Source organism: Herbaspirillum sp. AP02, assembly GCF_015767275.1.
Taxonomy (GTDB): Bacteria; Pseudomonadota; Gammaproteobacteria; order Burkholderiales; family Burkholderiaceae_D; genus Herbaspirillum.
Map to the genome: position 1 here is coordinate 61,422 of NZ_JADWMY010000002.1, position 25,614 is coordinate 87,035.

Sequence of the window (25,614 nt, forward strand, 5' to 3'; positions counted from 1 at the left end):
TGGGTAGCATCAGACGATGATGCCGCCCGGCTTTCATGCCCGGCGGCATTTTTCATGGCACGGGGTCAAGCGCCAGTTCAGGCCTTGATCGCCGGGCGCATATGGGTGGACGCCAGGGCCAGCCCCTCCTCGAAGGAGGACAGCACCATGTCCACCTGTTCCTTCACGGTTGCCGCATCTACTTCCTCATTGAAGAAGGATGGCCGGATCGTCACCAGCAAGGCTTGTGGCAGGTTGCTGCGTAGCGTCCCCACCACCTCCATCCAGGCCTCCAGCCGCTCGCGGGTGGGATAGACCAGAAAGACGATGGACACCAGTTCAGCCTTGCTGCTATCGGGGCGTTCGTCCTCGGGCTGGTCCAGCATGATGCTGCGGGCGTCGACGCCGCTCACGCGCAGCGCATGCACCAGCAGTTCCGACAACAGGTCATCGCGCTCACCACGCAGGCCGCCGCACAGCACTACCGAGCCCAGCGGCACATCCAGTGAGCCCTGCCAGCGTCCCAGTCGCGCCAGGCGCAGTTCGCGCAGATGGGCGCCCACGCCGCTGTTGAGCAGGGGCACTTCGCGCCGGCGCCGCAGACTGCGCGGGGCACCCGGGGTTTGCGTGAGCACTTCGGTCAACTGCGTGACGGCGCCGAGCAGCCGCTCCTGCTGCGCCCCCTCGATACGCCCGTGGCGCAAGTCCAGCGCCGCCAGTGCCAGGCCCGGCAGCAGGATCTGGTCGCAGTACTTGGCGAAGCTCTGCTTTTGCAGATGGCTGCGGGCGTCGCGGATGATGGCCTCGGATTCGCCGGCCAGCGCGCGCTGGTAGAAGCGTTCGGCGTGGGTCATGTCCGGGGCCTCGCCCAGCAGGATGGTAATTGGCTCCAGCGCCGCCACATGGCGGCCGGCCACCACCAGGCACAGCGTCAGCGGGGTCGACAGCAATAGCCCGATTGGTCCCCACAGCGTCCCCCAGAACAGCGCCGAGACGATCACCGCCAGCGGCGACAGGCCGGAGCTATGACCATAGATACGTGGTTCGATGAAATTGGCGACGATCACTTCCAGGCAGACATAGAAGGCCAGGAAGGACAGCGCCAGCCACCAGCCGGGATCGATGGCGGCAATGAAGACCGAGATCATCAGTCCCGAGGCCAGCGCGCCCAGGTAGGGCACGAAGCGCAGCACCCCGGCCAGCGTGCCCCACAGCACCGCATGCGGTACCCCGCCGGCAGCCAGCACGGCACCCATGATCAGGCCGAAGGCCAGGTTGACCAGGAACTGCGAAAAGAAGAACCGCGATACCCCCTCGGCGGCATCCCCCAGGGCCTGCATGGTGCGGCTCATCTCGGTCAGGCCGGCCAGGCGGATCAGGCGCTCGCGCAGCGATTCCTGTTCCAGCAGGATGAATACCAGCAGCACCAGCACGATGCCGGCCTGGCCGATCGGCCCCCAGGCCAATGCAAACAGGCGTCGCAAGGCACCCCGGACCGACATGCGGGTATCGGCTTCCGGTGTGGCGTTAGCGGCGGCGGCAGCGGCCGCCGCCGCGTGGCTGTTCTTCTTGCCGCTGCGGTTGAGCTCAGTTACCGGTTGCGGGATGACCGCGCTCAATTCTGCTTCCAGGCGAGCGAAGGGGCGCTCGGTGATGGCACGTACGCTCTCCACTTTTTCCTGGATGGCTTCGCGGTATTGCGGCAGATCACTGGTGACGCTGGCCAGCTGGAACGCCAGGACCACCGCCAGCGCCACCAGGCAGGCCCCGACCAGCAGTACCGAGATCATGGCAGCGGCGGCGCGGTTCAGGCCTAGTGCATCAAGCTTGCGCACCAGCGGCAGGATGATCAGGCTGGCAATGCCGGCGACCGCCAGCGGCGCCAGGATATCGCGGCCGAAATACAGCATGCCCAGTATGACGGCAGCTCCCAGCAAGGTGGTGGAGCTCAGGCGCGAGAAGGCGGAAGTTTTGAAATTTGGCATGGGAGGGTGGGTAGCGGGGGCAGCAGCGGCATCAGCGGCGTGGCCGCGTCTGGTCGATCACTTCATACAGTTCCAGCGGCAGGCCGTCGGGGTCGGCGAAGAAGGTGAAGCGGCGGCCGGTGTATTCATCCACGCGGATGTCTTCTACCGCCACGCCCTGGTCTTCCAGCTGCTGCTTGCATTGCTGCACATCGGCCACCGCGAAGGACAGGTGGCGCAGACCGCAGGCCTCCGGACGCGAGGGCCGGGCCGGCGGCGCCGGGAAGGAAAACAGTTCGATCTGCGTGCCATCGGGCAGGCCCAGGTCCAGTTTCCAGGAGTCCCGTGCCTCGCGATAATGCTCGGCGACGACGCGCAGGCCCAGCAGTTCGACGTAGAAGGCCTTCGAGCGCGCGTAGTCGGAACAGATGATGGCGACGTGATGGATGCCTTGCAGTTGCATGCGGATCTCTCTGGGAGAAGAAGGGAAGAGGGAGGCGGAGGGGAGCGCTGGCATCAACGTCGCGGCCCGGTGCGCGCCAGCTCGGCGCAGACGCCGCGTACCTTCTCGCGCAGCCAGCGATGGGCCGGGTCCAGTTCCACGCGCGGATGCCACATCAGCGATACCACGATGGGATCGGTCGCCACCGGCAGTTCGAACAAATGGATGCCGGAGGCGCTGCCATCCTTGCGCGGCGCGCCCGCCGTGGTCAGGAAGGAGTACGGCACCATGGAGACCAGATCCGACGAGCGCACCACCGCCAGTGCGGCAGGAAAACTGGGGACGATAGCCACCACCTTGCGCGTCAGTCCGCGTTCGGCCAGCGCCGCATCCAGCGGGCTGCTGCGGTCGCCCCGTGGCGATGCACTCACGTGTTCGAAGCTGCAATAGCGTTCGGCGCTCACGCGGCGCAATGCCGCCAGCGGATGGCCGATGCGTACCGCGCCCACGAAGCGGTCGCGGAACAGGGTCTGCAGCCGCACTTCCGGTCCCATCTCGCTGGCCACGCCGATCTCCAGGTCGGCGCTGCCTTCACGCAGCGGCAGCGGACTGCGTTCCACCTTGGGAGCGAAGCGCAGACGCACCAGCGGCGCTTCGGCCGCGACGGCGCCGATCAGGGCGGCGCCACAGGCTTCGATGAAGCCTTCGTTGGCGCGCACCGTGAAATCCCGCTCCAGCCGGGCCAGGTCCAACTCGGGGACGGAAGGTCGCAATACCGAACGGGCCTCGTGCACGACGTTGCGCACCCGTTCGCGCAGCGCTTCGGCACACGGGGTGAGCACCATCTGCCGGCCGGCGCGCACCAGCAAATGGTCGCCGGTGGCCTGGCGCAGCCGGGTCAGCGTGCGGCTCATGGCCGAGGCGCTCAGACCCAGGCGGCGCGCGGCCCCGGCCACGCTGGCCTCGGCGATGAGGGCGTCGAGCGCGATGAGCAGGTTGAGGTCGGTTTCGGTCATGCGGGCATCCTAGCACGCCCGGCATGACATGGCGTCGCATGCAATGATCCAATGCAAGCCATGCGTCTTCCGCCTTGTCTCGTGGGTGGCTATAGTGAAGACCTGATTCGATCCTCCAGGAAATTTTCCCATGGAACTGTTTTCCGACCTGCCCGGCGACGAAGGCCTGCCGGGCGTACGCCGCCGCCGCGCCATGCTGGCGGTGATGACCGCCACCACCATGGCAGTATTCGACGGCACCATCATCAATGTCGCCCTGCCCCAGATCGGCCTGGCACTGCAGACCTCGGCCGCTGCCTCGGTCTGGGTGGCCAATGCCTACCTGCTGGCCACCGCCATGACGCTGGCGGCCTTTGCCGCCATGTCGTCACGACTGGGATTTCGCAACCAGTTCACGGCCGGGTTGGCGGTGTTCACGCTGGCCTCGCTGGGCTGCGCCCTGTCGCCCACGGTGGAATGGCTCATTGCCATGCGCGTGCTGCAGGGGCTGGGTGGCGCGGCCATGCTCAGCATCGCGCCGGCGATCCATCGCACGGTCTTCCCGAACCGCCTGCTGGGCCGCATCCTGGGGCTCAATGCAGTGCTGGTGGCGGCGGGCACCGCCATCGGTCCGGTGTTGGGTGGCACCCTGCTGGCCGCGTTGAGCTGGGAGTGGATATTCCTCATCAATCTGCCGCTGGGCGTGGCAGCGGTGCTGCTGTCGTGGAGCGCCATCCCGGACACGCGCCAGCGCGGCCGCCTGCGCCCGCCCTTCGACATGGCCGGCGCACTGTGGTCGGCGCTGACCATGGGCGCGGTCATCATGGCCGCCGACACCTGCGCCCATTTCGCCGACCCGGGTCAGGGTGCGCACGCAGCGTTCACCGCCGCCGCGTATGCCCTGGTGGCACTGGTCTCTGCACTGGCCTTCGTGCGCGGCCAGCGCCGCGTGCGTGAGCCGTTGTTGCCGCTGGACATCTTTGCCAATGCGCGCTTCTCCCTGGCCGCGCTGACCTCGCTGGCTTCCTTCGTGGGCCAGGGGATCGCCTTCGTGGCCCTGCCGTTCCTGTTCCAGAATGCCTACGCCTACAGCGCCTTCGAATCGGCGGCGCTGTTCACGCCCTGGCCCCTGGGCATCGTGTTGGTGGCGCCGCATGCCGGGCGCCTGGCCGACCGGCATTCGCCGGCCCTGCTGTCCAGCCTGGGGCTGGCCGTGTTCACCGTCGGCCTGGGATTGCTGGCGCTGCTGCCCGATCATGCCCAGGCCTGGGACATCGGCTGGCGCGCCCTGGTGTGCGGCATGGGCTTCGGCTTTTTCCAGAGCCCCAACAACCGCGAGATGCTCGGCAACGTCTCCCGCGAGCGCAGCGGCAATGCTTCCGGCGTACTGGCCATCATGCGCACCTTCGGCCAGTGCCTGGGCGCCGCGTTGCTGGGCGTGATCCTGGCAGTCCATACCGCCGGTGCCGTTGCCCATGGTGAACTACAGATGAGCCCGGTGCAGGATGGCGAGGCGATCCGTATCGCATTGTGGGTGGCCGCGCTGGCCACCGCGCTGGCCACTGCGGTCAGCGCCAGCCGCCTGCGCCGCAAGGCGCAATCGCCCGCCTGATCGGTCTGGCCGGTACCTGGTGCGCAAGGATTGAGCCCGCATTGGTGGCGGTAAAACTGAAATGTACATAAAAAAATACATTTTTAGTGACTGGCCAAATCCTCTCTAATCATCGCTTTGTCCCGACCGATGAGAGCATAGACTGGTGCTGGGGCCTGTTCGCACTAAATCTGGGCGCAACCCGCCGGGAGAGGCCGGCAAGCGTCGCCTGCCGTTGTTGCAGCTTCTTGCCGTAGCACCACTACGGCGCGTCGCTGCGCCTAGGCAGACAACGCTTGACGACCTCTCGCACTCGCAGATTGAGTGTGAACAGGCCCTGGCTTGCCGGTTTCTTCGCAATCGATTGGTACAACAACCATCATAAAACCGATCACCACCCGCCTGCTCCAAGCAGGCGGGTGCTGCGAGATATTCCTGGCAAGCTCCAACCAACTCTCCCCTGACTTCTCAGGAATCCGGCAGGGGGATACTGCAAAGGGGGCAATACCATGGGTAATCTGAAAGTCGTCACCAGGCTGGCATTGGGCTTCGGCCTGATTCTCGTGTTTCTGCTGGGCATTTCCGCGCTGGGGCTGTACGGCATGGCGCGCATCAACGCATCGCTGACCGATATCACCAGTGTCAACAACATCGAAACCAAGCTGGCCACGGCCTTGCGCAATGCACTGAGCCAGCGTGCCATCGCCCTGCGCAACATCGCCCTGCTGGATGAGCAGGACGCCATGCGGGTCGAATCGGAGACCCTGGCGCGCCAGGAAAAACTGTATGCCGATGCCTACGCTGCCCTGGAAAGGATGTTCGCCACCGAAGCCGCTACGACCGACCGTGAGCGCCAGTTGCTGGCGCAGATCAAGGCCGATGAAAATGCGACCGTGCCATTGATGGCCAAGGCTCTGCAGCTGGGCCTGGCCAACCAGCCGGCCGACGCGGTCAAGGTACTGGTCACTGAAGTGCGGCCGCGCCAGCAGGCCTGGATCAAGTCACTCACCGAACTTGCCGACTTCGAGGATCAGCTCAATGAAGAAGCCGCTGCCAATGCCCGCCTCACCTATGACTGGCTGCGCAGCGTCACGCTGGCGGCCATGGCGCTGGCTCTGCTGGTGGGCGTGGCAGCATCGGTGGTGATTGCCCGCAGCATCCTGCGCCAGCTGGGCGCCGAGCCGTCCGAAGCGCAAGCCGTCGCGCGCGACATCGCCAGCGGCGACCTGACCGCCACGGTGCAACTGCGTCAGGGTGATGGTTCCAGCCTGATGGCCTCCATCGAACAGATGCGTTACCAGTTGAACATGATCGCACATGGCATCAAGTCGGCCGCCGAGACAATATCGGTGGCCAGCGGTCAGATCGCACAAGGTAACTTCGATCTTTCCCAGCGCACGGAAGAACAGGCCGCCTCGCTGGAAGAGACCGCCGCCAGCATGGAAGAGCTGACCACCACCGTGCGCCAGAATACCCAGCACGCAGGCGAGGCCCTGCGCCTGGCCGGCGGTGCCTCGCAGACCGCGACCGCAGGCAGCGAGGCCTTTGATCGCGTGGTGCAGACGATGGACAGGATTTCCGCCAGCTCCGGCAAGATGGCCGACATCATCAGCGTGATCGAAGGGATCGCCTTCCAGACCAATATCCTGGCGCTGAACGCGGCAGTGGAAGCAGCCCGGGCCGGCGAGCAGGGGCGAGGTTTTGCGGTGGTGGCGTCGGAAGTGCGTTCGCTGGCCCAGCGCAGTGCGGTCGCCGCCAAGGAGATCAAGGACCTGATCGGCGAATCGATGGCACATGTCGGGGCTGGTTCGCAACTGGTGACCAGCGCGGGGCAGCAGATGGGCGAGATCGTGGCTTCGGTGCAGCGCTTCGGCGAGATCATGAATGACATCTCCACTGCCACTCAGGAACAGAGCAGCGGTATCGAGCAGATCAACACCGCCGTCGTACAGATGGATCAGGTCACGCAGCAGAATGCGGCATTGGTGGAAGAAGCCAGTGCTGCGGCACAGTCACTGGCGCAGCAGGCCAGCGGCTTGCTGAAGGTGGTATCGATCTTCAAGATCCGCCAGGACAAATCGCTGACCGCAATGCATGAGCAGGGGGGGCTGAACGGCGCCACGCCGGCGCCAGCCCTGCATTGAGCGCAGTCGTAAGCAAAAACAAAAACAAAAACGAAAACGAAAACGACAACGGCTGATCGTGATCAGCCGTTGTCGAGAGGCGCGATCTCGGGCTCAGGCCGCGGAACCGTCCTCGTCGTCTTCGTCCTTGGGCACGAACACCATGCCGGTCTTGGCGTTGTAATCCATCAGGCCGGCATAGCGGCCCCAGGCGATCATGGTCTCGAAGGTCTTTTCCGGGTTGTCGTAGGGCAGGGCGCTGCCGATGTCCTTGAGCACGCGCGCGGCCTCGATCTCCTCGGCCTCGCCCAGCACCGCCAGGATGATGTGGAAGATGCGCAGCTTGTAGACCTGCTCGGCAAAGATGGCGCGCTGGCCCAGCCGGTCGGCCGCCACGAAGCGGTGCCCGAGCTCGGTGAGGAAGACTTCCTGCTTTGGGGTATCGACCAGTTCCAGGATTTCGGCGGCCTTGACGGTGGCGATGGTCTCGCCGAATTCCTTGCCGATCTCGTCGGAGATGTCGTAGATGTTGTTCAGCTCCGGCTCGTCGTGCAGCAGGCTCATCAGGCCCAGAATCTGGCCCACCGGGATCAGCGGGATCGACTCCATGCGCTTGCGGCCACGCGAGATCGGCTCGCCGGGCATGTGCACTTCCGGCGGCAGGTCGGGCAGGCTCAGGGTGGTGATCGCTTCGTGGATGATGTTGACCAGGCGCTGGAATTCCGGGCTCTTGCTGTCGCGCGGGTAAGGCAACGGGTTGTCCAGCACCAGGCCCAGGCGACCCGGGCGCGGGAACACCACCACGATGCGGGTGGCCATCTCCACCGCCTCCTCGATGTTGTGGGTGACCATGAAGATCGAGGTCAGGCCGCTGTCCGGTGCGCGCCACAGGCTGATCAGTTCCTGCCGCAGGTTTTCCGCGGTCAGCACGTCCAGGGCGCTGAAGGCTTCGTCCAGGCACAAGAGCTTGGGCTTGGACACCAGGGCCCGGGCGATGCCCACACGCTGGCGCATGCCGCCGGAGAGTTCGCGGGGATAGGCGCTGTGGTAATTGCCCAGGCCGATCAGTTCGATGGCGCGGTCCACCGCCGCATCGCGTTCCTCGCGGCTCGGGTTGTGCGACATCAGGCCCACCGCCACGTTCTGTTCCACCGTCAGCCAGGGATAGAGCGCAAAGGTCTGGAACACCACCGAGGCATCGCGATTGACGCCATAGAGCTGCTTGCCAGCCGCCATGGTGTGGCCCGAGCTGGGTTCCACCAGTCCGGTCAGGCAGCGCAGGATGGTCGACTTGCCCGAGCCGGACTGGCCCAGCAGGGCCAGCAGTTCACCCTCGTGCACGGCCAGGTCGATGTTGTCCAGCACCTTCAGTTCATGGCCGCCGGCGGTGTTATAGGATTTGCTGACCGCGCACAGTTCGGCGACGGCGGGACGTTGTTGCGGAGAAGTCATGGTCATGGCTGGGCTCAGGATCAATCGAGGCGGAAACGGCGTTCGGCGAAGGCATACAGGCGACGCCAGACAAACTTGTTCATCAGTACCACGAACATCGACATCACGCCGATGCTGGCGATGATGAGCGGCGTATCACCGGACTTGGTGACCGCCGAGATATAGGCGCCCAGGCCGTCGGCCTTGAGCGAGACATCGCCCCAGCTGGCCAGTTCGGCCACGATGGAGGCATTCCAGGCGCCCCCGGCGGCGGTGCAGGCACCGGTCACCCAGAACGGGAAGATGGCCGGCAGGATCAGGGTCTTCCACAGATTCCAGCGCGACAGGCCGTACATGCGGGCGGCTTCCTTCAGGTCGTTGGGGATGGCCATGGCGCCGGCGATGACGTTGAAGAGGATGTACCACTGCGTGCCCATGGCGATCAGGAGGATGCTGCCCCAGTTCATGCTGACGTTGCCGGCCACGAACCAGCCCACCACCAGCGGGAAGGTCATGTTGACCGGGAAGGACGCACCGATCTGCGCCAGCGGCTGGGCGAATCGGGCGATGTGCGGCTTCGAACCGATCCAGACCCCCACGGGAGTCCAGATCAGGGTAGCGATCACGGTCATGGCCAGCACCCGCAGCATGGTCAGGAAACCCAGCCACACGATATGCCCGAACAGGCTCCAACTCATCGCCCCATGCAGGGCGTCGATGGCAGCGACCAGCCCGCGCAGGGCCTCGAAGATCAGTAGCCCGCAGATCAGGCCGCTCAGGATGCGATGGGTCCAGCGCCGGCGCGCGATGCGGGCCGGGGTAGGAGTGCCGGATGATACCGGGCGGCGGCGCGCCAGCCAGTCGCCCAGTGGCTGCCACAGCTTTTCGTCGAGCCAGGTGAAGACATAGGAGCCGCGCAGCAGGTCGAAGACCCAGGAGGTCGGCGCCGAGCCCGATTCGGTCAGCTCGATCTTGAACTTGTCGGCCCAGGCCAGCAGCGGCCGCCACACCAGCTGGTCGCTGATGAGGATCAACGCCAGCATGGCGATCACTGCCCACAGCGCCGCCGTGTGGTCACCCTGGTCGATGGCCTGCGCCATGTAGGAGCCCAGGCCAGGCAGCTTCAGGTCCTTGTTCATGACGCTGATGGCCTCGCTCTGCGCCACGAAGAACCAGCCGCCGCCGAAGGACATCATCGAGTTCCAGATCAGGCTGTGGGCCGAGGCCGGCAGTTCCACGGTGCGAAAGCGCTGCCAGGCGGTGAGGCGGTAGGTGGTGGCGGCTTCCTGCATGTCGGTGGGGATGGTGACCATGGAATGATAGAAGCCGAAGGCCATGTTCCACACCTGCCCCGTGAAGATGGCGAAGATGGCGGCACATTCGACACCCATCAGGCTGCCCGGGAACAGTGCCATGAATCCGGCCACCGTGGCCGAGAGGAAGCCCAGTACCGGGACCGACTGCAGGATGTCCAGCGCTGGCAGGATCAGCGCGCGCGCCCGGCGGCTCTTGGCGGCCAGGTAACCGGTACCGATGGCGAAGAACAAGGAAAAGGCGAAGGCGATCCACATGCGCAACAGGGTGCGGCCGGCGTAATAGGGGATCATGGCCGGCGAGCTGTCGACCTCCAGCTGGTCGGACGGGTCGAAATGCACCAGCATCCCGCGGCCGAAGTGCAACGCGCTCCACAACAGCCCGAACAGCACCGCCAGCACCAGCGCATCGATCCAGCCGAAGCCAGGCTTGACTTCTTCGTAGGCCGTCAGTTGCGGCGAGGTGGTCTTCATTTTCATGGCGATGAGGCGGGATAGCGCTGCAAGAAGTGGTCGGGTTCGCGGATGCCGGTCGTGCGCGATCAAGTCGGATCAAACGCTCCCAGGGACGGGCGGCGCCACTTTAGCAAATGAGTCTGACAGTTTCTTGACCAGCTTACCGATGATCGTGCAAATGTACACAGATAAATGACAAGCGGCGCCGGAGCGATCAGCCCCGGCGCCGGTTCCGGCACCTCGTCGAATCAGGCCGGTATGGCCATATCGGTCGGCAACCTCAGGCCTGGTCTGCCGTTGCCGATTTTCCCGGAATCAGGCTCCACATCGTCAACCCGCTGAGCAACAGCAGACCCGCCAGGATATAGAGGGCGATATCCATGTTGCCGGTCCGGGTCTTGACCAGGCCGATCAGCCAGGGGCTGACGATGCCGCTGGTGATGCCCACGCTGGAAATGAAGGCGATGCCGGGGGCGATGGCCTGGGGCGGCAGCAGGCTGGGAGGCAGCGACCAGAAGATCGGCAGCGCGGCGAAGATCAGGACCGCTGCCAGCGACAGCAGTCCCAGCGAGACCGCCAGGCTGGACGGATGCAGCGTCAGCGCCGCCAGCGCCAGTGCACCGCCGGTGGTGCAGACCAGGAAGTGGCCATGACGCTCATTGCGCCGGTCCGAGCGGCGCGCGATCAGCAGCAGGCCGACCGCGCCGATGGCATTGGGGATCACGCTATAGAGCGATACCTGCACCACATCCTTGATGCCGAAGTCGCGGATCATCAGCGGCATCCAGAAGTTCAGCGTCAGCGAGCCACAGGTCAGGGCGAAGTAGATGAAGGCGAACAGGTAGGTCGGCGGGTGCGACAGTGCCTGCCGCAATGCCGCCAGCGAATGTGCGCTGACGTGTCGGCCACGATGCGCTTCCTGGCTGTGCCGGGCCAGCAGGAAACCGCGTTCCCCAGGGTTGAGCCAGGTCGCCTGCGCCGGGCCGTCAGCCAGCCAGAAGATGGCCAGCAGACCCAGTACCACCGCCGGTGCGCCCTCGATGGCGAACATCCACTGCCAGCCATACATGCCCATGACGCCGGCCATGTCGCGCATGATCCAGCCCGAGACCAGTCCGCCCAGTACCCCGGCCACCGCCACCCCGGCGAAGAAGATGGCCATCACCGCTGCGCGTCGCCGCGCCGGGAACCAGTAGCTCAGGTACAGCACGATGCCCGGGAAGAAACCGGCCTCGAACACGCCCAGCAGGAAGCGCAGCGCATAGAAATGGCTTGCATCGGTGACGGCCATCATGCCCACCGAGGCCAGACCCCACAGGATCATGATGCGGCTGAAGGTGCGGCGCGCACCGAAGCGTGCCAGCGCCATGTTGCTGGGGACCTCGCACAGCACGTAGCCGACGTAGAACACGGCCGCGCCCAGGCCATACATGGCGTCGCTGAAGCCCAGGTCCTGCTTCATCTGCAATTGTGCGAAGCCGATGTTGATGCGGTCGAGGAAGGAAACGACATAGCAAATGAACAGGAAGGGAATGATGCGTAGCCAGACCTTGCGGTAGACGGCGTCTTCGGTGCTGCCGCCGAGCTCGTCAGCGGGCTGGGCGGCCAGCGTGCCGGCGCCCTGGGATGGGTGGATCATGGTTGTCTCCGTTGTCAGGCGCCTGTATCGGCGCTCTCGAGGATGTGGACGAGTGCGGGCTCAGGCCATCGCGGCGGTGGCCGGCGTCACGCTGGCGCGGGCGCGCTGCATGCCTTCCAGCAGGACCTCGTGGCCGCCGATGTGATTGCACAACAGCAGGATCAGGCGCGCGTTCACGGCCTGGCTGGCGTCGTCGTCGAGGTCGCGGTGCATGGCGATCAGCGCTTCATAGAAGTCGTCCGGGCGCGCCAGGTTGGGCGAGGTGTTCAGGATCATGGTGTTCTCCTTGGTCGATGTGGGGTCGGGTTCAGATGAAATGGTCTCGGAGGGATGAGGATGGGGATGGGGCGTCGCTCAGGCAGCGTCCCTGACCGCGATGGCATCGCCGCTGCCGGCATGGCCGGTGGCGCGCCACAGGGCCTGGAGGATCGCCAGCGCATCAATGTCGCGCCAGCGCGCGCAGACGTGCTGGTCGGGGCGGATCAGGTAGCAACCGGGCGCGCTGGCGGGCGCGTGCATGTCGTAGCGCCGGGCGGCCAGGCCCTCGATGTCGTGGACCTGGCTGGCTGCCGCGCCGATGCCTTCGAGGGTCTCACGATCCTGCGACGTGGTGGCTGTCGCGCTGACGAACAGCAAGCGCAGCGGCAGTCGGCCCTGCGTCATGCCGACCAGTTCCTGCAACTGTGACCGCGCCAGGCTTGCCGCAGGGGCGAAGATCATCAGCGCGAAGCTGTTGCCCAGATGCCGCAACAGCCAGTCATCGCCGGCCACCGGAGTGCCGGCCACCGGAGTGCCGGCCACCGGAATGCCGGCCACCGGAGTGCACGCCACCGGTGCATCGCAGCAGGGCGCTCCGGGCTGCATGCTGTTGCCGAAGGACGTGCTATCCCCGGTGTTGAGCGGTGAGGCGTGCAGCGTGGCCGGCAGCGACAGCCGGCCGCTGTTGACCAGCCTGCGCGCAAAGCCGTACTCGCGCGCCAGGTCCAGCACGGCGTCACGGAAACGCCGGCTGACCTCGCTCTTGGGCGTGATGAAATCGGTGGAGCGGGTGGAGTTGAGCAGGTTTTCATCGGCCGCGAATTCGCGCTCGTCGGCATAGCTGTCCAGCAGGCTCTCGGGGGCCTGGCCCTGGAGTACGCAGGCCAGCTTCCAGGCCAGGTTCTCGGCATCCTGGATGCCGCTGTTGGCGCCGCGCGCGCCGAAGGGCGAGACGCAATGCGCGGCATCGCCCACGAACAGCACACGGCCATGGCGAAAGCGTTCCATGCGCACGCAGGCAAAGGTATAGACGCTCACCCACTCCAGAGAGAATTGCACCTCCGGCCCCAGCAGGGCGCGTACCCGGGGGATCACCTTCTCCGGCGTCTTCTCCAGCACCGGGTCGGCCTCCCAGCCGAGCTGGAAGTCGATGCGCCAGACCTCATCCGGCTGCCGGTGCAGCAATACCGACTGGTTGGGATGGAAGGGCGGATCGAACCAGAACCAGCGTTCGGCCGGGAAGGGCGCGTCCATCCGGACGTCGGCGATCAGGAAGCGGTCGCGGAAGGTATGGCCCACGCTCTCCAGGCCCATCATCCTGCGCAATGGGCTGCGTGCGCCATCGGCCGCCACCACGTAGCGCGCCTTGAGGCGATAGCTGCCGTCGGGGCTGTCCACGGTCAGCGCTTCGTGATCGGCATGATGCGCAATCGCACTGACCTTGCTGCTCCAGCGGATGTCGATATCGGGCAGGGTGTGCGCCTGCTCCAGCAGATAGCCCTCGACGTAGTACTGCTGCAGGTTGATGAAGGCCGGGCGGGCGTGGCCGCGCTCGGGCAGCAGGTCGAATTCGTAGACCGGCTGGTCGCGCAGGAAGACCTTGCCGCGATTCCAGCCCACGCCCTTGTCCACCATGCGTTGGCCGCAGCCGAGGCGGTCGAAGATATCCAGCGTGCGCTGGGCGAAGCAGATCGCCCGCGAGCCGGTGGACAGGGTATTGTCGTCGTCCACCAGCACCACCTTGATGCCCTGCCGTGCCAGCTCGATCGCAGTGACCAGGCCGACCGGACCGGCGCCCACGATGACCACCGGATGCAGTGGGGCATGGCCGGGCCGGGTCTGTTCGGCGCAGGGCTGATAGGGGAAGCGTTGTTGCTGGTAGTCGATGGCCGTAGCATCGAGGCTCGGGATATTGTTCATGTCGGTCTCCTCTCTCCCTCTGCTCAGGCTTGCAGGGCCGTCCACATCTCCTTGTCGCGCGCGGCAGTCCAGATGCGCGGATGGTGGATGCCGGACGCCTCGTCATAGGCGCGGGTGACGTCGAAAGGCAGGCAGTGTTCGTAGATGAAGACCTGACCGAACCTGGGGTCCATCAGCGTGCGCGCATGGGCCATGGCCTCCTTCAGGCCCATCTTCGCGGCCACTGCCTCGCGCCCGGCGCGCAACAGGGTGGAGACGAAATCGCGGGTATAGGCGATGCCCTGCTCGACCTGTTCGCGCCCGCGCAGTGCCGGGCCGCGCCCCGGCACCAGTGCCTCGGCCTGCAGCGCCGAGAGGGCATCGAGGGTGGTCGGCCATTGTTCCAGCTGGGCGTCGCCGCAATAGCAGGCCGCGTCGTACTCCACCAGGTCGCCCGAGAACAACACCTTCTGCCCGGGAATCCAGACCACCGTATCGCCCTTGGTATGGCCCGCGCCCAGGTGAGCGATCTTCACTTCCAGCTTGCCCATGAAGATGCTCATTTCGCGCTCGAACACCATGGTCGGCCAGGTCAGTCCGGGTACCGTCTCCACCCCGGCGAACAGGCGCGGGAAGCGCTCGATCTCGGACTTCATGTCGGCCTCGCCGCGCTCGACGATCATTTCGTAGGTGCCGCGGCTGGCGATGACCTGCTCGCCGCCTTCCTTCCGATAGGCCGACGCCCCCAGCACCCGGACTGCGTGGTAGTGCGACAGCACCACGTACTTGATGGGCAGGTCGGTGATGCTGCGGATGCGGGCGATCAGGTCCTGCGCCATGGCCGGCGTAGCCGTGGTGTCGATGACCATGACGCTGTCGTCGCCGATGATGACGCCGGAGTTGGGATCACCCTCGGCGGTATACGCGTAGGCGTTTTCGGAGATGCGTTCGAAAGTGATTTTCTTGGCGTCAAGATCCGCCTGGGATGCAAATGCCTTGGCCATGTCTGCCTCGTTCAAATGGTTGGGACGCAGGTGGACATGGCTTGCGCCATCAGGGGATGTCTCCGTCCACGCCGTCATGGGTCAATGGGGGTCAAACGTTCTTGTTGTTGCCTGGAGTGAGCAGGTTGATGGCATCTTAGTCAGCTGGTTTTGATTAGTCAATATCAAATGTGTTTGTTATGAGTTAATTGTGGTTTTGTGTGGTGGTAGGCCACCGGCGCTCTTGCCAGGGCGACATGGATTAGAATCCTGACCTGGCGCAGGTAGCGCGGAGACCTTGTACAGCGCGTGCCACACCTGCTGCCAATGCCGATCTGTGGGCCTGTTCTTGCCTTTTCAGTTTTTGATTTTTCCATGACCCAACGGAATCACCGATGAGTGCAGCACCCGTCAAGACCCAACGCGGAATCCAGAGCGTGGAAGTGGCCGGTCGCCTCTTGCAGGCGCTGGCCCAGACGCGCCAGCCCATGCCGCTGGTCGAGCTGGCGAGCGCAGCCGGATTGTCCTCGGCACAAGCCCATACCTACCTGGTCAGCCTGTTGCGGCTGGGACTGATCAAGCGCACTCCGGGCGATGGCCGTTATGAGGCGGGGCCGCTGGCGCTGCGTCTGGGGATGGCGCGCCTGGCGCAGGAGCCGGCCTACCGGCTGGCGTTGCCGCAGGTGCAGCAACTGAGCGAGGACACCGGTTTGAGTGTGGCTCTCACCCTGCCCACGCCGGAAGGTCCGACCATCGTTCATTACGCCCATGCCGGCAAGCCGCTGCATGTGAACTTGCACGTGGGAACCGTGATGGCGCTGGCCGACACCGCCACCGGCCGCACCTACTGTGCGTTCCGGCCTGCCACGGCGTGGCAGGCGCAATGGGAGGCCCAGCACCCGGGCGCCTCGCGGTCGCATCTGAAGCAATTCCATGAAGCGCTGGACGCCATCCGCCAGCGTGGCATGGAGCGTGCCGTCGATATCCCCAGTCCAGGCGTGACCAGCCTGTGCATGCCCTTGCTGGAGGGGGCGGGAGAATTGCAACTGCTGGTGACCGTGATCGGCACCAGCGGTGTCATCGACGCTGGCTGGCGCGGCACCGTGGCGCGCCAGCTACGCGCATGCATCGATGCCATCGCTCATACGCTGGCCACCAGCCGCACGGAGCAGGCCGCATGACGAACTTGGACGAGAGGGTTGTCGAACCCGACGACGGCGCAAAGGGCCAGCGCGGCATCCAGTCACTGGACAGCACCGGCGCCCTGCTGGACGCCTTGCTGGCGGCGGCCCGTCCGCTGCCGCTGGGCGACCTGGCACGGCTGGCCGGCATGCCGGCTGCCAAGGCATTCCCGCATCTGGTGAGCCTGCAGAAGATCGGTCTGCTGGCCCGCGATGCCCAGGGCAATTTCTTCCCCGGGCCGTTGAGCCTGGAACTGGGACTGGCCGCCCTGCAGCGACTCTCGCCGCTGCGCGAGGCCGAGGCTGAAGTGGCTCCGCTGGCCCAGGCCACCGGCCTGTCGGTGGCACTGGCGGTATTGGGTCCGCTGGGACCGACCGTGGTGCGGCTGGAAGAATCCTCGCGGCCACAGCATGTCAGCTTGCGCATCGGTACTGTGCTGTCGATGGTGCATACCGCAATAGGGCGCGTATGTGCTGCGCATCAGCCGGCCGACATGCTGGCCGGCGCGCTGGCGATGGATGCGATTCGCATGGAAGGCGCGCAGGCCGACACCGTCCTCCATGCCGATGGCAGTCTGCGCCATGACTACGCACAGCGCCTGTGCCAGATCCGCACCGATGGCATGGACCAGGCGCTGGGACGGCCGGTGCCGGGCATCAATACGCTGGCCGCACCGGTGTTCAACCATGCGGGTCAACTGGCGCTGGTGATGGCCGTGATGGGCAGCAGCGGCAGCTACGATACGGCCATCGCGGGCGAGGTGGCACAGTTGCTGGCGAACGCGGCGCGTGTCATCTCGTGGCGCCTGGGCGCGTTCGATACCGGCCTATCGGACCCCACCAGCCGCTGAGATCGCGGCCATCAGGAAGAGGTGGTGCGGCTTTCCAGGATGGCCTCGACCCGCCGCGCCAGGGTTTCCAGCTTGAATGGCTTGGTCAGAAGTTGCATGCCTGGTTGCAGGTGGCCATTGCCGAAGGCCGCATTTTCCGCGTAGCCCGTGATGAACAGCACCTGCAAGCCAGGTCGTGCCGCCTGCGCTGCATCGGCCACCTGACGGCCATTGAGGCCACCCGGCAAGCCGACGTCGGTGATCAGCAGGTCGATGCGGGCCGGCGACTGCAGGATGCGCAGGGCTGCCGGACCGTCCTCAGCCTGCAGCGTGGCGTAGCCGGCGTCGTTGAGGACCTCGGCCGTGAGCATGCGGATCGAGGCTTCGTCATCCACCACCAGCACCACCTCGCCACTGCCGGCGGCATGCGGCGCTTCATTCGTCTCGGGCTCCTCGCTTTGAGCATCCAGATCATGGCGCGGCAGGTAGAGCGAGACCGTGCTGCCCTGACCGACTTCCGAATACAGCCGGACCTGTCCCCCCGATTGGCGGGCAAAGCCATACACCATCGACAGCCCCAGTCCGGTACCTTCACCGATGGGTTTGGTGGTGAAGAAGGGGTCGAAGGCCCGTGCCAACACATCTGGCGGCATGCCGGTGCCATTGTCGGTGACGGCGACGCAGACATACTGACCCTCCGGCAGGTCGCGTTCCCTGGCCCATTTTTCGTCCAGCCACTTATTGGCCGTCTCGATGGTCAGGCGACCGCCATTGGGCATGGCGTCACGTGCGTTGATGCACAGGTTCAGCAGCGCGCTTTCCAGTTGCGGCCCGTCCACGAAGGTCGGCCATAATCCTGCCGCGCCCACCACCTCCAGCGTGATGGCCGGGCCGATGGTGCGGCGGATCAGCTCTTCCATGCCTGACACCAGGGTGTTGACGTCGGTGGGCCGTGGCGCCAGCGTCTGCCGGCGCGCGAACGCCAGCAGCCGTTGCGTCAGCGACGCCGCGCGTTGCGCGCTGCGCGCGGCCAGGTCGATGTAGCGGAACAGTTCGTCTCCGCGCCCTTGCACCAGGCGCACGCGCATCAGGTCCAGGCTGCCGGTGATGCCCCCCAGCAGATTGTTGAAATCGTGGGCCAGGCCACCGGTGAGCTGACCGATGGCTTCGATCTTCTGCGAGTGGCGCAAGGCCTCTTCGGTGGCCATCAGTTCCCGGGTGCGCTCGCTGACCTCGGCCTCCAGCGACTCATTGATCTCGCGCAGGCGCGCTTCGCTGGCGGCCAGCGCCTGCTGGTTGTGGATGCGCTCAAAGGCGGCGCGGGCCTGCTCGGAGACCTCGCGCACGATGGCCAGTTCGTTGTCGGTCCAGGTGCGGGGCGTATGACTGCTGACATAGACAATGCCCACCAGTTCGCCCTGTTCGATGATGGGCACGTCCATGAAGGCCGCTACGCCCTGCGCCAGATGCTCCTGTGCGATGGCCGCGGTGCGGGCATCGCGGGCGACATCACCCACCAGTACCACGCTGCCGCTGCGTAAGGCGCGGCTGATGCGTTGCTGGTCATGCAGGGCCAATGCCCGGCAGTTGTCGGTGTCGTTCTGAAAGCACCAGTGTCCCTCGACCTTGGCTTGCTGTTGTGGTCCGAGCGAGCGGTAGCTGACCCAGCGCACGCTGAGTGTCTCGCCAATGATATGGGCGGCGGCTGCGGCAATGGCCGGCGGCGATTCGGCGGCGCGGATCGCTTCGGCCATGCGGAACAGGGCGTGCTGGCGCGCTTCGCTGTTCTTGCGTTCGGTGACATCGCGGGTGGTGCCGGCGACCGCCTCGACCTCGCCATCCGGACCCAGCACGGGAAAGATGATGTAGTCGTAGATGCGCCGCCCGAACGTGCCATTGAACGGTACGTCGCCGCGCACCGGACGCTTGGTGGTGCGCACCTGTTCGATCTCGCGGCTGTGCATTTCGGCATGCCAGGGCTCGTAGCCCAGTTCCAGGCAGGTTTTGCCGATCGCCTCATCCCAGCTCTTGCCCCACATCTGCAGCAGCACCCGGTTGGCGTAGGTGAAGCGATGATTCAGGTCCCAGGCATAGGCCAGGTCGGGTGTGGTGGAAAGAAAACTCTCGTAGAAGCGTCGCCGCCGTTCGGAGTCCTGGGTCAGCCTTGCCAGTTCGGCCACCGCTTCCTTCTGCGCGTGGATGTCAGTGGAGGTGCCATACCAGTGCAGGATGGACGGGCTACCGGCCGCCAGCTGGGGCTTGCCACGCGTGAGGAACCAGCGGTAATGGCCGTCGGCATTGCGGATGCGATGTTCCACCGACAGTTCGCAGCGGCTGTTGCGGGCATGTTGCCAGGCCTGCGCCGTCAGATCGTGATCCTCGGGGTGCACGTGGCGTGCCACCAGCTCATCGAAACTGCCCAGGCCGTCCCCGGCATCGATGCCGCCGACATGGGCATGCCACTGGTCATTGACGAATTCCAGATCACCCTGGGCATTGGCGATCCATACGATCTGCGGTATGGCGCCGGTCATCAGCCGGAAACGCGTTTCGCTTTCGCGCAGGCGCCGTTCCGATTGTTGCTGTTGTTGCTGGTGCTGCTGGTGCTGTTGCCGCGCGCCTGCGCGCAGGCTCACCGACAGGCCTTGCCCGCCGGCATGGCAGATCACTTCGTAGGATTGTGCCTGGCCGGGTGGGGTAAAAGGGAACTGCCGGCTCTGGCTGTCGGACAGGGTGGCGCGCAACGGCGCCTCCAGTGCGCTGCCGGCCAGCGCCGGGCAGATCTGCCAGATCACTTTCCCCGTGGCCTGACGGTCGGATACGGCCAGCAATGTCATGGCGGCATCGTCAAGGAAAATCACCCGCCACTGCAGGTCCACGGCCAGGAACGCCGCCGGCAAGGCGACCGCAGGCACCGGTAATCCGGCCAATGGCGTCTGGGAATCGTTACGGGAAGGGAGCATGGGCATGGCACACCTTGATTTCTGGTTACGCCAGATTGTAGATGAGCCATGGACAGGATGCTGTAGGACAAGCCCGCGACTTGCAGCACGGCCCCAGGAATATTCGCGGACCGCACCGTGGCGCCAGGGCGACCCCCTAGCGAGGCTTGCCGGTAGGCATTGTTGTGAGCCGGAAAGGCGCGCCACATCAGGTATTTCCTGATCTTGGCCGGCACCGCTCGCAGCTATAATGGCTGTTCGAATGACAACAGAACAACAGCCGGCATCACGCCAAAGTCCCGCCCGACGAGTGGACCGGGGCGCAGGGTGAACACGGCACAGGGCACAGGATGGCTCCTTCCGCATTGATGAGCATGGTGCGCCGCTACTGGCGTGTGAACTACGATCAGCCGGAACTGCTGATTGCTCAGTACCGGGCGTTTTCCGGGAAGATGCCCATGATGTACCTGATCCTGCTGATCAACAGCTGGGCGCTGGCCTGTACCTATCTGGATCTCGCGCCGTATTGGCTGAGCCTGTACTTCCCGGCGCTGCTGACCGTCATGTGCGTGGCCCGGCTGACGTTCTGGTGGCGCGGTCGCCTGGTCGATCCCACCCCCGGCATGGCCGCCCGGGCGCTCAAGCGTACCAACCTGCTGGCGGCCCCCATCGCCTTGAGCTTCTCCTTGTGGTCGGTGATGCTATTCCCCTATGGCGATAGCTACGCCCAGGCGCATGTTGCGTTCTACATGGGCATCACCGTCATCTGCTGCATCTTCTGCCTGATGTACTTGCGCTCGGCGGCGCTGTCGGTGGCGCTGATCGTCAATGGCATCTTCACCGTCTTCTTCCTCTCCACCCATGTGCCGGTGTTCGTGGCCGCAGCGCTCAATGTGGTACTGGTGACGGTGGGCATGCTGGCCATCGTCAACAGCCACTATAACGACTTCACCCGTCTCATCGAGGCCCAGGTCAAGACGGCGCTGCTGAGCGACGAAAACCTGCGCCTGGCGAACCTGGATTCGCTCACCGAAATTCCCAATCGCCGCAAGTTCTTCGCCCAGCTGGAGAGCATCTGCGCCCGTGCCACGGCGCGGGGGCAGCGCTTTGCGGTGGTCATCCTCGATCTCGACGGGTTCAAGGCCGTCAACGATCTCTACGGGCACACCCATGGTGACCAGTTGCTCAGGGAGGTGGGGCAGCGTCTTTCCGTGCTGTGCCACGATGAATGCTTTCACCTGGCGCGGCTGGGGGGCGATGAGTTCGCCATCATCATCGACGGTGACCTCGGCGACGCCGCCCTGCAGGCTTTCGGCGGGCGTATCTGCGCCGCGCTGCGTCGGCCCTTCGTGTTGTACAAGGCCACCGTGCAGATCGCGGCCTCGGTGGGCGTGGCGACCTTCCCGGACATGGCAGTCGATGCCACGTCCCTCTATGAACATGCCGACTACGCCCTCTATCAGGGCAAGCGGGAGCGGCGCGGCACCATCACCCTTTTCTCCGAACGTGACAAGGCGCAGATACAGCGCAATGCCAATATCGAACAGGCCCTGCGACTGGCCGATTTCGAACGGGAACTATCGGTTTTCTTCCAGCCCATCGTGCGCCTGGGCGACTGCCAGGCGATCGGCTTCGAAGCGCTGGCGCGCTGGCATAGCGCTACCAAGGGTAGCGTCGCCCCGATGGAGTTCATCCCGGCCGCCGAACGCATGGGCATCATCAACCAGTTGAGCGTGATCCTGCTGAAGAAGGCCCTGCAGGCTGCGACGACCTGGCCCGATTCGCTGCGACTGTCGTTCAACCTCTCTGCCAACGACATCAACACCAGCGAGGGGATGGCCGAGATCGTCAAGGTCATTACCGGTTCCGGCTTCAGCCCGTCCCGACTCGATCTGGAAATCACCGAGACCGCCGTGCTGCAGGATCTTGAGAAATCGCGCCAGCTGGTGTCGGCGCTGCGCCAGCTCGGCTGCGGCATCACGCTCGATGACTTCGGCACCGGCTATGCCAGCCTCAGTCATCTGCACGCCCTGCCGCTGACCCGTATCAAGATCGACAAAAGCTTCGTCGCCGATATCGAACACAACGAGGTGAGCTACAAGATCGTGAAATCCCTCCTGGCCCTGACCCACGACATGGAACTGGCCTGCGTGGTGGAGGGCGTGGAAACCGCGCAGCACCTGCAGCGCCTGCGCGAACTGGGCGCGACATACGGGCAGGGTTATCTGTTCGCCATGCCGCTGGCATCCGGGCAGGTCGAGGCGTGGCTGCAGTCCCAGGCCCTAGTCCCCCCGCCTCAAAGCGGGCCGGCCAATAGGTCGGGGGAGAACCGGGGAGCTTGAAACTCGGGGGCTCAGGGGCGCTTAGCCTCGCGCTCCATGTCCGCGTCAGCCGAGCCGATTTCGGCCCCGGTCAGCGGTTCACCATCCTGTGCGGACGCGGTGCGCGCGGCCATCTGATCCAGCACGGCCTGATCGTCAGCGCTCAATTCCACGCTCGCCTGGCCATCGCCGCCGTCTACCGGTGTGAGTGCATCGGCGCCATCCAGCCGCTCCCATTGTTCGCCATCATTCCAGGGGCCGGTCTGTTCACCCAGCCCCTGCGAAAGATTGACGTAGACCTTCGAGAAGCGCGGATCGCCGGGCAGCTTTCCCGGCGGGAAGTTTGGGCGAATCGAATAGAGTGCCTTTTCAAAGGATTTCTGGTGCGCTATTTCACGCGTCATCAGGAAGCCCAGTGCTTCTTTCACACCCGGATCATCGGTCAAATTGATGAGCCGTTCATACACGATCTTGGCCCGTGCCTCAGCGGCGATGTTGGAGCGCAGGTCGGCAGTGGGTTCGCCGATGGTGTCCACGTAGGCCGCACTCCACGGTACTCCGGCCGAATTGACCAGCGGCGCTCCGGCGCCATACAACACCTGGGTGAGGTGACTGTCGTTACCGGCGCCGGTAATTTCCTTGTAGAGCGTGCCTTCTTCTTCCACGCCTTCGGCTAGCTTGCCCTTGGCACCCTTGTTGAGCATCACGACGATATTGCCGATCACTTCCAGGTGACTCAGTTCTTCGGTGGCGATGTCGAACAGCATGTCCTTGCGGCCCGGATCATCCTCGGCAATGGCCTGGGTGAAGTAGCGGCAGGCGGCAGCCAGTTCGCCTTGCGGGCCGCCGAACTGTTCCAGCATCAGATTGGCCAGCCCGGGGTTGGGGCCGGCGACGCGGACGGTGTATTGCAGACGTTTGTTGTGGGCAAACATGGTGATGGTCTCCTTGTCAGGTTCAGGGTGGAAGCGAGGCGGAAAGCAAATTGCACAAGCTTGATCGGCCAATCGGGTGGTTCGATTGACAGAGCCTTGATCCTAAGAGCGAGGTGCTCAGCCATACCATCGGCGGGAGCGGAAAACAGGCGGTGATCGGTCTCGCCGACCGGTGTCGGACATCCTTAGCGCAACAGCACCGTCCGTGCTGAATGACGCAGTGGCGTTCGTTACGCGTCGGACGAGTACAGCGTCCCGAATCAGTGTTCGTCCGATGGGGCCGACCGAGCGTACTGGCTAGACTTCGATGATCGTGACGCGCTGCCGATGTCGGCGCTGGACATTCGCTGATCATGATCACTCCTCGCTGATCACTACCACCCCGGGCCGTCGGTTCATCCTGTCGCAGACCCCGCACCTGTCACATTACAGAACCAGAAGGACATGCATGCTCAAGAAAGTGGAGTATTCCCTCACCCCCGCGCCTGATCCGCAAGCCGCGCTGCAGCCGGAGTCGCCGATATCGAGCGACTTGCCTGAGCAGCCGCAACCCATGCGCCTGAGCTGGCCGCTGGTGATGGCAGTCGTCATGGTGGTGGCCGCTGCCTTGGGCTGGTGGAGCGCACAGGACGATCGCGTCTGGCGCGCCTATTGCGGCGGCATGGCCGCAGCTGCGGCGACCGCCGCCGGCACCCTGCCGTTGTTTTTCTCGCGCCGCTTTTCCGCCCGCGTGGCGGACTGCTGCACCGGTTTCGGTGCCGGGGTCATGTTGGCGGCGTCGGTGTTTTCGCTGATCCTGCCGGCCATGCAAGCGCTGGAGCAGGGCGGTGTGGGCAAGTCCACTGGCAGCCTGGTGATCGGTGCCAGCGTGCTGGCCGGTGCCCTGCTGGTGCTGGCGCTGCAACGGGCCGGGCGGGGACATGATGAGCTGGCCCAGCAGGCGGCACTGCGTCGGGTGTGGTTGTTCGTGCTGACGGTAGGCCTGCACAACCTGCCGGAAGGCCTGGCAGTGGGGGTGGCTTACGGTGGTGTCGCGCCGGAGCAGGCGTCGGTACTGACCTTCGGCATTGCACTACAGGATATTCCGGAAGGCATGATCGTGGCGACCGCCCTGCGCGGCATTGGCTATTCCCGCGCTGACGCCATCGGCTGCGGCATCCTCTCGGGACTGGTGGAGCCGCTCGCGGCGGTCGCTGGCGCAGCGGTGGTGGCCTGGTCTTCGGTCCTGCTGCCGTGGGCGCTGGGCGGTGCGGCAGGGGCCATGCTGTTCGTACTGGCGCACGAGGTGATTCCCGATCCGCATCGTCGTCATGATGCGCTGCCGGCGACCTGCTGCCTGCTCGTCGGTTTCGTCTTGATGATGGTGATGGATACCGCGCTCTCCTGAACAGGCCAGCCATGAACACTTCCCAAGATCGCGCCGATGACAGCCTGCCTCCGCTGCCGCCCGATCCGCAGACCTTCACCTATGTCGAACTCTGGACCGGGGCCGACCTTCCGGTCAGGAAGGTCGGTGGAGAGCCCGCTGGTTCTCGCTGGGTGTTCCTCTCGGCGCTGGTGCCGGTGGTCTGAACCGGAGGCAGTTCGCGCCCAAGGGCCTGCCTGCTTTCTATTCCGCCCGCGCCTTGCGGGCGGTTCGCTTGGCGGCGGCCGGAGCTTCCGGGGCAGCTGCCGGCGCTTCCGTCTCGCCCAGCAGCAGATTGGTCATGATGTCGGCGATGGCACTGACATCGCGCACGTCGCCGAGATGCTGGTTGATGGTGAAGCCATCGAACGCCATCCAGATGACATGGGCCAGCAGGTCGTTGCGCACCAGGTGAGCCCGCTCCGGGGGAAGGGACTCGCTGATCAGGGCCGTCAGGAAGGTTTCCACATCCATCAGCAGCGTATTGGGCTTGGTCATGCCCTGGGGCGACACGGCCAGGGCTTCGATCAGCGCGTTGGCGAAGGAATGATCGCTGGCCGGTATGTCGCCCCAGATCCCTGTGAAGACCCGGCGCAGGCGTGAGCGCGGCGTGCGGAACTTGCGGACCGACTCGGCCAGCGCCTGCAGCTGCTGTTCCAGCCAGGGCTGGTAGATCTCATAGAGGATGGCCAGCTTGGAATCGAAGTACACATAGAGATTGGCCACGGTCATGTTCGACGCCCGTGCGATCTCGGCCATGGTGGTCGGCGTATAGCCCTTGCGGGAAAACAGATCGAAGGCCGACTCCAGGATGGCCTCGCGCATGCCGCTCTTCTTGATTTGCGCCACGATTCCTCTTGCGTGCTGGTAATGAATGGCGTGGATTCTAGCACGCAAGCCCTTTCCTGCTGTCCCTGTCCCCGGATC

At 65.0% G+C, this 25,614-nt stretch carries 19 protein-coding genes; 7 read left to right on the forward strand and 12 right to left on the reverse strand.

Features of this window, described 5'->3' with window-relative positions:
* Positions 1-77: 77 nt before the first annotated feature.
* From I5R65_RS06220 to I5R65_RS06230, 3 genes are read right to left on the reverse strand one after another with little or no spacing between them, the layout of a single operon-like run.
* Complete coding sequence (locus I5R65_RS06220; RefSeq protein ID WP_180665460.1) at positions 78-1,964, reverse strand: AI-2E family transporter; 1,887 nt, start codon at positions 1,962-1,964, stop codon at positions 78-80.
* Between the two features lie 31 nt (positions 1,965-1,995).
* Positions 1,996-2,406, reverse strand: a complete 411-nt coding sequence (locus tag I5R65_RS06225) for a VOC family protein (RefSeq protein WP_180665462.1) — start codon at positions 2,404-2,406, stop codon at positions 1,996-1,998.
* Positions 2,407-2,459: 53 nt separating this feature from the next.
* Positions 2,460-3,401 (reverse strand): LysR family transcriptional regulator, encoded by a 942-nt coding sequence (locus I5R65_RS06230; RefSeq protein WP_006461899.1) that lies wholly within the window; start codon positions 3,399-3,401, stop codon positions 2,460-2,462.
* 130 nt (positions 3,402-3,531) lie between these two features.
* On the opposite strand from I5R65_RS06230, the gene I5R65_RS06235 reads away from it, so the two are divergent.
* Positions 3,532-4,992 carry an MFS transporter gene (locus I5R65_RS06235; protein ID WP_180665464.1) on the forward strand — a complete coding sequence of 487 codons (1,461 nt, stop codon included), beginning with the start codon at positions 3,532-3,534 and terminating at the stop codon, positions 4,990-4,992.
* A 488-nt stretch (positions 4,993-5,480) separates the two neighbouring features.
* Positions 5,481-7,115 carry a methyl-accepting chemotaxis protein gene (locus I5R65_RS06240; protein ID WP_180665466.1) on the forward strand — a complete coding sequence of 545 codons (1,635 nt, stop codon included), beginning with the start codon at positions 5,481-5,483 and terminating at the stop codon, positions 7,113-7,115.
* 93 nt (positions 7,116-7,208) lie between these two features.
* On the opposite strand, the gene I5R65_RS06245 is transcribed toward I5R65_RS06240, so the two are convergent.
* The 6 genes from I5R65_RS06245 to I5R65_RS06270 all read right to left on the reverse strand — a co-directional run bounded on the left by I5R65_RS06245 (position 7,209) and on the right by I5R65_RS06270 (position 15,094).
* The gene (locus tag I5R65_RS06245; protein ID WP_180665468.1) at positions 7,209-8,552 is read right to left on the reverse strand and encodes a nitrate/sulfonate/bicarbonate ABC transporter ATP-binding protein; all 1,344 of its coding nucleotides are present in this window, start codon (positions 8,550-8,552) and stop codon (positions 7,209-7,211) included.
* Positions 8,553-8,566: 14 nt separating this feature from the next.
* Positions 8,567-10,312, reverse strand: a complete 1,746-nt coding sequence (locus I5R65_RS06250) for an ABC transporter permease subunit (protein WP_180666275.1) — start codon at positions 10,310-10,312, stop codon at positions 8,567-8,569.
* A gap of 262 nt (positions 10,313-10,574) precedes the next feature.
* Positions 10,575-11,933, reverse strand: coding sequence for an MFS transporter (locus I5R65_RS06255; RefSeq protein ID WP_180665470.1), 1,359 nt, complete (start codon positions 11,931-11,933; stop codon positions 10,575-10,577).
* Between the two features lie 60 nt (positions 11,934-11,993).
* The gene (locus I5R65_RS06260; protein ID WP_180665472.1) at positions 11,994-12,209 is read right to left on the reverse strand and encodes a DUF2783 domain-containing protein; all 216 of its coding nucleotides are present in this window, start codon (positions 12,207-12,209) and stop codon (positions 11,994-11,996) included.
* A 78-nt stretch (positions 12,210-12,287) separates the two neighbouring features.
* On the reverse strand, positions 12,288-14,111 hold the full coding sequence (locus I5R65_RS06265; protein ID WP_180665474.1) for an FAD-dependent oxidoreductase: 1,824 nt from the start codon (positions 14,109-14,111) through the stop codon (positions 12,288-12,290).
* Positions 14,112-14,134: 23 nt separating this feature from the next.
* Positions 14,135-15,094, reverse strand: a complete 960-nt coding sequence (locus I5R65_RS06270) for an MBL fold metallo-hydrolase (RefSeq protein WP_180665476.1) — start codon at positions 15,092-15,094, stop codon at positions 14,135-14,137.
* Between the two features lie 374 nt (positions 15,095-15,468).
* Here I5R65_RS06270 and I5R65_RS06275 point away from each other — a divergent pair, with 374 nt between their 5' ends.
* Positions 15,469-16,254, forward strand: a complete 786-nt coding sequence (locus I5R65_RS06275; protein ID WP_180665478.1) for an IclR family transcriptional regulator — start codon at positions 15,469-15,471, stop codon at positions 16,252-16,254.
* Positions 16,251-17,105, forward strand: a complete 855-nt coding sequence (locus tag I5R65_RS06280) for an IclR family transcriptional regulator (protein ID WP_180665481.1) — start codon at positions 16,251-16,253, stop codon at positions 17,103-17,105. Before I5R65_RS06275 ends, I5R65_RS06280 begins: the two co-directional genes overlap by 4 nt.
* A gap of 11 nt (positions 17,106-17,116) precedes the next feature.
* Here the strand turns inward: I5R65_RS06280 and I5R65_RS06285 are convergent, their stop codons facing one another.
* Complete coding sequence (locus I5R65_RS06285; RefSeq protein WP_180665483.1) at positions 17,117-20,053, reverse strand: PAS domain-containing protein; 2,937 nt, start codon at positions 20,051-20,053, stop codon at positions 17,117-17,119.
* A 323-nt stretch (positions 20,054-20,376) separates the two neighbouring features.
* Between I5R65_RS06285 and I5R65_RS06290 the strand changes: the two genes are divergently transcribed.
* Complete coding sequence (locus I5R65_RS06290) at positions 20,377-22,368, forward strand: bifunctional diguanylate cyclase/phosphodiesterase (RefSeq protein WP_180665485.1); 1,992 nt, start codon at positions 20,377-20,379, stop codon at positions 22,366-22,368.
* 11 nt (positions 22,369-22,379) lie between these two features.
* On the opposite strand, the gene I5R65_RS06295 is transcribed toward I5R65_RS06290, so the two are convergent.
* Positions 22,380-23,282 (reverse strand): manganese catalase family protein, encoded by a 903-nt coding sequence (locus I5R65_RS06295; protein ID WP_180665487.1) that lies wholly within the window; start codon positions 23,280-23,282, stop codon positions 22,380-22,382.
* Positions 23,283-23,835: 553 nt separating this feature from the next.
* Here I5R65_RS06295 and I5R65_RS06300 point away from each other — a divergent pair.
* Positions 23,836-24,669 (forward strand): ZIP family metal transporter, encoded by an 834-nt coding sequence (locus tag I5R65_RS06300; RefSeq protein ID WP_370460916.1) that lies wholly within the window; start codon positions 23,836-23,838, stop codon positions 24,667-24,669.
* A gap of 11 nt (positions 24,670-24,680) precedes the next feature.
* A complete protein-coding gene (locus I5R65_RS06305; RefSeq protein WP_180665489.1) occupies positions 24,681-24,854 on the forward strand; it encodes a hypothetical protein in 174 nt (57 codons plus the stop codon).
* A 37-nt stretch (positions 24,855-24,891) separates the two neighbouring features.
* Here I5R65_RS06305 and I5R65_RS06310 read toward each other — a convergent pair whose 3' ends face one another.
* A complete protein-coding gene (locus I5R65_RS06310) occupies positions 24,892-25,536 on the reverse strand; it encodes a TetR/AcrR family transcriptional regulator (RefSeq protein ID WP_370546102.1) in 645 nt (214 codons plus the stop codon).
* Between the last annotated feature and the right edge of the window lie 78 nt (positions 25,537-25,614).